9 protein-coding genes and 2 tRNA genes are annotated in these 7620 nt (G+C 72.1%); all 11 read left to right on the top strand.

What is annotated here, in order from left to right:
* The coding region (locus VHA72_RS05400; RefSeq protein WP_325573418.1) for an LrgB family protein at positions 1 to 562 on the top strand (562 nt) is incomplete at its 5' end.
* Between the two features lie 49 nt (positions 563 to 611).
* Positions 612 to 2009, top strand: a complete 1398-nt coding sequence (locus VHA72_RS05395; protein WP_325573417.1) for an amidase — start codon at positions 612 to 614, stop codon at positions 2007 to 2009.
* 96 nt (positions 2010 to 2105) lie between these two features.
* Positions 2106 to 2178, top strand: a tRNA-Thr gene (locus VHA72_RS05390).
* A gap of 42 nt (positions 2179 to 2220) precedes the next feature.
* A tRNA-Met gene (locus VHA72_RS05385) sits at positions 2221 to 2297 on the top strand.
* Positions 2298 to 2329: 32 nt separating this feature from the next.
* Positions 2330 to 2500, top strand: a complete 171-nt coding sequence (rpmG, locus tag VHA72_RS05380; RefSeq protein ID WP_325573416.1) for a 50S ribosomal protein L33 — start codon at positions 2330 to 2332, stop codon at positions 2498 to 2500.
* Between the two features lie 109 nt (positions 2501 to 2609).
* Positions 2610 to 3005 (top strand): FAS1-like dehydratase domain-containing protein, encoded by a 396-nt coding sequence (locus VHA72_RS05375; protein ID WP_325573415.1) that lies wholly within the window; start codon positions 2610 to 2612, stop codon positions 3003 to 3005.
* Entirely contained in the window at positions 3002 to 3391 is a 390-nt protein-coding gene (locus tag VHA72_RS05370; RefSeq protein ID WP_325573414.1) for a MaoC/PaaZ C-terminal domain-containing protein, read from the top strand. Before VHA72_RS05375 ends, VHA72_RS05370 begins: the two co-directional genes overlap by 4 nt.
* Positions 3378 to 4427 carry a UDP-N-acetylmuramate dehydrogenase gene (locus VHA72_RS05365; RefSeq protein WP_325573413.1) on the top strand — a complete coding sequence of 350 codons (1050 nt, stop codon included), beginning with the start codon at positions 3378 to 3380 and terminating at the stop codon, positions 4425 to 4427. The genes VHA72_RS05370 and VHA72_RS05365 overlap by 14 nt, the downstream gene beginning before the upstream one ends.
* Before the next feature lie 54 nt (positions 4428 to 4481).
* Positions 4482 to 5555, top strand: a complete 1074-nt coding sequence (locus tag VHA72_RS05360) for an acyltransferase family protein (RefSeq protein WP_325573412.1) — start codon at positions 4482 to 4484, stop codon at positions 5553 to 5555.
* Positions 5556 to 5610: 55 nt separating this feature from the next.
* The gene (locus tag VHA72_RS05355) at positions 5611 to 7044 is read left to right on the top strand and encodes a glycoside hydrolase domain-containing protein (protein WP_325573411.1); all 1434 of its coding nucleotides are present in this window, start codon (positions 5611 to 5613) and stop codon (positions 7042 to 7044) included.
* Positions 7045 to 7095: 51 nt separating this feature from the next.
* On the top strand, positions 7096 to 7620 hold a 525-nt coding region (locus VHA72_RS05350), incomplete at its 3' end, for a hypothetical protein (RefSeq protein ID WP_325573410.1).

Genomic DNA, 7620 nt, shown 5'->3' with positions numbered 1-7620 from the left:
GTGCCTCGTGGTCAGGCTGACCGGCACGTCGTACGACGACTTCAGCAGCGCCACCAGCATCATCTCGTTCTTCCTCGGGCCGGCCACGGTGGCGCTGGCGATCCCGTTGCACCGCCAGACCCACCGGCTGCGCGGGCTGGTGCTCCCGATGCTGGTCGGCGTGCTCGCCGGCGCGGTGGTCTCGGTCAGCAGCGGCATCCTGCTGGTGCGGGTGCTCGGCGGCGGCGAGTTGCTGGCCCGGACGATGGGTCCGAAGTCGACCACCACGCCGGTCGCCATCGCGCTCTCCGACCGCTTCCACGGTGTGTCCGAGCTGTCGGCCGTCTTCGCGATCCTGGTCGGCACGCTCGGCGCCGTCGTCGGCCCGGCCGTGCTCGACCTGCTGCGGATCCGGGAACGGCGCGCCCGCGGTCTGGCGCTGGGCGCCGTCAGCCACGGCATCGGCACCTCGCGCGCGCTGCACGACGACCCCGTGGAGGGGGCCTTCTCTGGACTCTCGATGGGACTGACCGCACTGGCGACCTGCCTGGTGATGCCGGTGCTGGTGCCGTTGCTGGTCTGAGGGGCGGTGAACCCCTGCCCCCGCCGCTACGCGCGGGTAACGTAGGGGTATGGCCCGCATCCACGCCTTCACCGACGACGCTCTCGGCGATGACGACGCGGTCGGGGTCGCCCAGGCCATCGCCGCCGGTGACGTCAGCGCGGCCGAGGTCGTCGAGGCGGCCATCGCGCGCGTCGACCAGGTCGACCCCGAGCTCGGCGCCGTCGCGCTGCGCACCTACGACCGGGCCCGGCGGCTGGCGACCAGGCCGCGCCGGGGCGTCTTCTCCGGCGTACCGACCGTGATCAAGGACAACGTCGACCTCGCCGGGGTGCCCACCCAGCACGGCACCGACGCGTACGTCGCCCGCCCGGCCCGTCGCGACGGCGACTTCGCGCACATGTTCCTGCGCACCGGCGTCATCCCGATCGCCAAGAGCCAGCTGTCGGAGTACGGCTTCTCCGGCGCCGCCGAGCACCCGCGCCTCGGCCCGGTCCGCACGCCGTGGGATCCGGCCCGGATCGCCGGCGCCTCATCGGCCGGCTCCGCGGCGCTCGTGGCGGCCGGCGCGGTGCCGATGGCGCACGGCAACGACGGCGGCGGCTCGATCCGGATCCCGGCGAGCGTCAACGGGCTGGTCGGGCTCAAGCCGAGCCGCGACCGGGTCGCCCAGGACGCCTACTTCCGGCTGATGCCGATCCGGCTGGTCAGCGACGGCGTGCTCACCCGCAGCGTGCGCGACACCGCGGCCTTCCTGCGCGAGGCCGAGCGGCTCAAGCCCAACCGCGAGTTGCGGCCGGTCGGCGACGTCCGTGGACCCAACCGGCGTCGGCTGCGCATCGCCGTGTGCACTGCCGCCGACGGCCGGTCGGCGAGCCCGGAGGTCGCCGAGCTGACCCTCAAGACCGCCAGCGTGCTCGAGGAACTCGGTCACCGGGTCGAGGAGGTGCCGGCCCCGGCTCCGGCGGGTGTCGGAGTCGACTTCATCACCTACTGGAGCCTGCTGGCCAACCTGGTGGTGCGCAGCGGGGGACTGCACGGTGCCACCTGGGACGCCAGCAAGCTCGACAACCTCACCCTCGGGCTGGCGCACTTCTCCACCCGGGCGCTGCCGCGATTGCCCGGCGCCGTACGCCGGCTGCAGCAGATGCGGGTGACCGCCGAGGAGTTCCACAGCGTGTACGACGTGGCCCTCACCCCGACCGTGGCCGCCGAGACGCCGCTGGTCGGGCACCTGGACCCGACCCAGGACTACGAGGAGATCATCGGCCGGCTGACGGCCTGGGTGGCGTTCACGCCCTGGCAGAACATCACCGGGCAGCCGGCGATCTCGCTGCCCCTGCAGAGGACCGCCGCGGGGTTGCCGCAGGGGATGATGTTCGGGGCCGGCCTGGGTCGCGAGGCGACGCTGCTCGGGCTCGCCTACGAGCTCGAGGAAGCGGTCGGATTCGCCCGGATCCAGGACTGAGATCGGCTCCGATCTGGGCGCGGCCGGGCCGGATCGGAGCAGGTGCGGGGGCGATTTGGTGGCCCGAGACACCCGCCTGTAGTGTTCTCGCTCGTTGCCCCTTTAGCTCAGTCGGCAGAGCGTCTCCATGGTAAGGAGAAGGTCTACGGTTCGATTCCGTAAAGGGGCTCTGGGTGAGGGTGCTCGTGAGAGCGTGCCCGATGCCCGCCCTGGCGGGGTAGCTCAGGCGGTTAGAGCACACGACTCATAATCGTGGTGTCGCGGGTTCGAGTCCCGCCCTCGCTACCACACCAGCGACAACCAGCACCGAAGGACTTGAAGTGGCCAGCAAGAGCAGCGACGTTCGCCCCAAGATCACTCTCGCCTGCGTGGAGTGCAAGGAGCGCAACTACATCACCAAGAAGAACCGCCGGAACGACCCCGACCGCCTCGAGCTGTCGAAGTTCTGCCCGCGCTGCCGCACCCACCGCGCGCACCGCGAGACCCGCTGACCTTGGTCGCAGCCGAGGCCCCGTCCGACCGGACCGGGGCCTTTCGGCATTTCAGCGCCGGATCGGCCGAGTTCCGTCGACCCGGCGGTAACCGCTAGCGTCGATGACCGTGGTCGTCTCAGTCGCCTCAGTCGTGGAGCGGGAGTTCCCGCCCGTCGGTCCCTACGTCGTCAGCGCCGCCAAGGTGGCCGAGTTCGCCGCCGCGACGCGGTACGCCGGCTCCGGCGTACCGCCCACCTTCCCGATCATCCTGCTCAACGACGCGATGCTGGCGTTCCTCGCGGAGGTGGGTCTGGACCTGTCCCGGATCGTGCATGGCGAGCAGCGCTTCTCCTACACCCGGCCGCTGGCCCTCGGCGACGAGCTGACCGCGAGCCTGCGGGTCGCCTCGGTGCGGTCCCTGGGCGGCGCCGACGTGATCGGGACGGTCTCCACGCTCACCGACGCCTCGGGCGCGGTGGTCTGCGAGGCCAAGGCCACCTTGGTGCACGGAGGTGCGGCATGAACGAGTTCAAGGCCCAGCGGTTCACCCTCACCCGCGCCGACCTGGTCCGGTACGCCGGCGCCTCCGGCGACTTCAACCCGATCCACTGGTCGGAGCGGACCGCTGTCGCCGTCGGCCTGCCCGGCGTGATCGCGCACGGCATGCTCACCCTCGGCCTGGTCGGCGCGGCCGTCGACACCTGGACCGGTGGGGCGGAGGTGCTCGAGATGGGGGCACGGTTCACCGCGCCCGTCGTCGTACCGGACGACGAGGAGGGCGTCGAGGTCACCGTCGCGGCCACGAAGGTGACCCGGGAGAATGACACCGTGACGATCGCGATGGAGGTCCGCTGCGGCGAGACCAAGGTGCTCGGGATGCCCAAGGCGGTCGTGCGTGACGGCGCCTGAGCGACTCGCCGACCACACCACGCTGCGCCTCGGCGGACCCGCTCGCAACTGGGTGGTCGCCACCACCGAGGCCGAGCTGACCGCCGCGGTGACCGAGGCCGACGCCGTCGGCACCCCGGTGCTGGTGCTCGGCGGCGGCAGCAACCTGGTGGTCGCCGACGAGGGCTTCGAGGGGACCGTCGTCGAGGTGGCCACCCGCGGGATCTCCTCCGACCTCCAGGGCGATGACCCGTCCTGCGGCGGCGCGATGGTGAGCGTCGCGGCCGGCGAGCCGTGGGACGCGTTCGTCGCGCACGCCACCGAGCGCGGCTGGATCGGCGTGGAGGCGCTCTCCGGCATCCCCGGAGCGGTCGGCGCCACTCCGATCCAGAACGTCGGTGCCTACGGGCAGGACGTCTCCCAGACCCTCGCCCGGGTGCGGGTCTGGGACCGGGTGCTTCGCGGAGTGCGGACCTTCACCAACGCCGAGTGCCGCTTCGGCTATCGCACCTCCCGCTTCAAGGCCACCGGATTCGACCAGTGGGGCGGTCGGCACGTGGTGCTGTCGGTGACGTTCCAGCTGCGCCAGGGCACCCTGGCCGCGCCGGTGGCCTACGCCGAGCTGGCCCGCACCCTCGGCGTCGAGGTCGGCGCACGTGCGCCGGTCACCGAGGTGCGCGAGGCGGTGCTCGGGCTGCGCCGCGGCAAGGGCATGGTGCTCGATCCGGCCGACCACGACACCTGGAGCGCAGGGTCGTTCTTCACCAACCCGGTCGTCGCAACCGCCGACCTGCCCGAGGGCGCACCGGCGTGGCCGCAGCCGGACGGCTCCGTCAAGACCTCGGCCGCGTGGCTGATCGAGCACGCCGGCTTCCCCAAGGGCTACGGCCGCGGCAACGTCGGCCTGTCCACCAAGCACACCCTGGCCCTCACCAACCGCGGTGGCGCCACCACCGCGGAGCTGCTGGGGCTGGCCCGCGAGATCCGTGACGGCGTTCGCGAGCGCTTCGGAATCACCCTGGTCAATGAGCCTGTCCTGGTCGGAGTCGACCTCTAGGACCACTGCCCGCTCAGGCAATTCACAGCGGCCGATTGTGTGGGGGCAAGGCCCATGGGGCACCGTGGGGGCATGTCCACGACCCTCGCTGCTCCGCGCCCGCGGACGCGGGCGACGAGCACACCGTGGCGACTGGGCCGCCGACCGGGCCTGGATGCGGTGCGAGGCATTGCCATCCTGCTCGTCATGGTCAGCCACCTCCGCCACGCCTGGCGCTCGGAGGGCTCGATCGGGGTCAGCGTCTTCTTCGTGCTCTCGGGATTCCTCATCACCGCGCTGCTCCTGGAGGAGTGGCGCGACCGTGGCCGGGTCGACTTCAAGGCGTTCTATGCTCGTCGTGCCCGCCGGCTCCTGCCCGCGATGGCGGTGATGCTCGCCGTCGTCTCCGCGGTCAAGGCGAGCATCGGTGTGCCCTGGGGCCTCTCCGCGGCCTCCGTCCTGACCTACGTCGGCAACTGGGCCTACATCCAAGGCGTCCGGATGACCTGGGTGCAGCACACCTGGAGCCTGGCGATCGAGGAGCAGTTCTACCTGCTGTGGCCGGTCCTGCTGGTGCTCGCGCTGCGGCTGGTCAAGCCGATCCGGCTAGCCCCCGCCCTGGCGATCGCGATGCTCGCCTCCACCGCCACCCGCTGGACCCTGTACGCCGCCGGTGCCACCAGCCTGCGCGTCTACGAGGGCACCGATGCCCGGGCGGATGCACTGCTGGCCGGGTGCGCGCTGGCGGTCCTCGCACACAGCGGGATCCGGCTTCCCAGGCTCGACGCGGTCGCCGCCGGCTGGGCCCTGATGGCCGCCGTCGTGGTCGGGCTGGTCGCCAACGACCTCACCCACGACGCGCTCGGCCCGACGATCGGCCTGCCGCTGGGCATCGTGCTGATCCTGGCCGGTCTGCACCTGCGCGACGGCGGCCCCACCGACATCACCGCGGTGGTGCGCTGGTTCGGCCGCCGCTCCTACGGGCTGTACCTGTGGAGTGTCCCCATCGCGCTCGCCGCGCCGTACTTCTTCCCTGGCATCGGTCTGCCGGGCAAACTGGCTCTCGCCCTCGCCTCGATCCTCGTCGCCGAGCTGTCCTGGCGGCTGGTGGAGGCCCCGATCCTCGCGCGCGGTCGCACTCGCCACTGACGCCACCCACCCACGCACCCCACTCCCGCCTCGAACCACATCTCGGAAGGACCCCATGCGCCTGCTTCCCACGCTCGCCGCTGCTCTCACCGCCGCGGTGAGCCTGAGCCTCGTCGCCGCCGGCCCCGCGCAGGCGAAAGAGAGCGACCCACCGGCCCCGGCCCCGGGGACCCACCTGATGCTCGACATCGCCTCGGCCCCACCGCTGTCGACGATCCATGCCTGGCAGGCGACCTCGCCGTACTCCGCGATCGCCGTCTACATCCCGGTCAACGCCTCGGTCGACGACCGGCACGACAAGGTGCAGGCGAACCTCACCGCGCCGGGCTGGGTGGCCGCGGTCCGTGCCGGTGGCTGGCAGGTGCTGCCGATCTACCTGGGCCTGCAGGCGCCGAAGAAGTGCGGCAACGCCGCCTTCCGGCACCTGAGCAACAAGGCCGCGAAGGCGGCCGACCAGGGCCGGGCCGCGGCGGAGGACGCCGCCCGCTCGGCCAGCGCGCTGGGCATCTCGGGGGTCCCGATCGTCTACGACATGGAGGCCTACGCCTCCGGCTGCAGCAAGGCGATGCGGTCCTTCTACGACGCCTGGACCACCAGACTGCACCAGCTGGGCCAGCGCTCGGGCATCTACGGCTCCCGCGCCAGCACGATGACCGACGTGGTCGCCCTGGCCTCGCACGGGCAGGCCAGCCCCGACGTGGTCTGGGCCGCCACCGACTGGGGCGTGGCCCAGACCGCCTCGATCGACCCGCTGCCGGCGGGCAGCTGGGCGGGCAAGCGGATGAACCAGTTCAACCTCAGCGTCAGCCGCCACTACGGCGGCGTCACGATGGTCATCGACGAGAGCGCGGTCGACGACACCGTCTGGGACACCACCCCGCCGGTCACCACCCTCCCGAGCCTGCCGCTGACCACGAAGGCGGCCAAGGTCACCTTCGACTGGTCGGCCTCCGACGGCAACGGCTCCGGGGTGGCCAGCTTCCAGATCCGCACCAAGGACGGCGCGCTGGGCAGGAGCCTGGGCCACTGGAGCAAGCCGAAGACGCTGGCGCACAGCGTCCGCAAGGCGAAGCTCGCCCGCGGCGAGCAGTGGTGTGCCCAGGTGCGGGCGACCGATCGGGCCGGCAACACCAGCGGATGGTCGGCGACCCGCTGCACCTCCCGGCTGGCCGACGACCGGGTGCTGAAGGCCGATCGGTCCTGGCACCGCGCCAAGGCGAAGGGCGCCTACGCCCACACCACCACCGTCGCGCGGCACAAGCACGCCACCTTGAGCACGCCGGGCAAGATCAAGGCGCGCTCGATCGGCATCCTGTTCCACGGGACCGGCAAGGTCCTGGTCAAGATCGGCGGCCACAAGGTCGGCACGGTGAGCGGTCATGGTCAGGTCTGGCTGCGGCTCACCAAGGTGCACCACGGCCGGCTGCAGCTGATCACCGAGTCGAAGAAGAAGGTCGCGGTCGACGGCATCGCGCTGCTGCGGCAGTAGCGTTCGCCGACCGGCCCCCGCCGTACCCCGGCGGGGGCTAGCCTCACCGACATGGCAGTGCTGCCAGCGGCCCGGGCGGCCCGTCACCTCGTGGCGGGTCTGGCGCTGGTCGTCGCGACGCTGCTGCTCCCGGCCGCGCCCGCGCATGCCGAGAGCCCGCAGATCGTGGTCGCGCCGAGCGTGGGGGACAGGACGACCCTCTTCCACGGTACGGCGAGCGGCTTCACCGCCGGCGCGACCGTGTCGGTGGAGGTGAGCGTCGACGGCAAGCCCTACACCGGCAGCTACACGCACACCCATGTCGCCGACGGCACCGGCGCGTTCACCTGGGCCTGGCGCTGGACGAGCGGCGACCCTCTCGGCACCTACACCCTGAGCTTCACCGACGGTGCGACGGCGGCGAGCGCGGGGGTGGCGCTCACCGTGCAGCGCGACCCGGTCGCTCCCCCGACGCCGGCACCTGGCACCCAGCTCATGGTCGACCTGGCCAGTGCGCCCGACGCGACCACGATGGCGGCCTGGCAGCAGGGCTCGCCGTACCGCGCGATCGGGGTCTATCTCCCGGTCAACCCCCTG

Origin of the sequence: Nocardioides sp. (genome assembly GCF_035547795.1) — a bacterium.
Classification (GTDB): Bacteria; Actinomycetota; Actinomycetes; order Propionibacteriales; family Nocardioidaceae; genus Nocardioides.
This window is presented reverse-complemented; position numbering and strand designations above follow the sequence as displayed.

Bases quoted from the DNA above. Each gene is read 5' to 3' on its own strand.
- VHA72_RS05395 (WP_325573417.1), top strand. From the start codon at position 612: ATGGCCCGCATCCACGCCTTCACCGACGACGCTCTCGGCGATGACGAC.
- VHA72_RS05370 (WP_325573414.1), top strand. From the start codon at position 3,002: ATGAACGAGTTCAAGGCCCAGCGGTTCACCCTCACCCGCGCCGACCTG.
- VHA72_RS05360 (WP_325573412.1), top strand. From the start codon at position 4,482: ATGGGGCACCGTGGGGGCATGTCCACGACCCTCGCTGCTCCGCGCCCG.
- VHA72_RS05355 (WP_325573411.1), top strand. From the start codon at position 5,611: ATGCGCCTGCTTCCCACGCTCGCCGCTGCTCTCACCGCCGCGGTGAGC.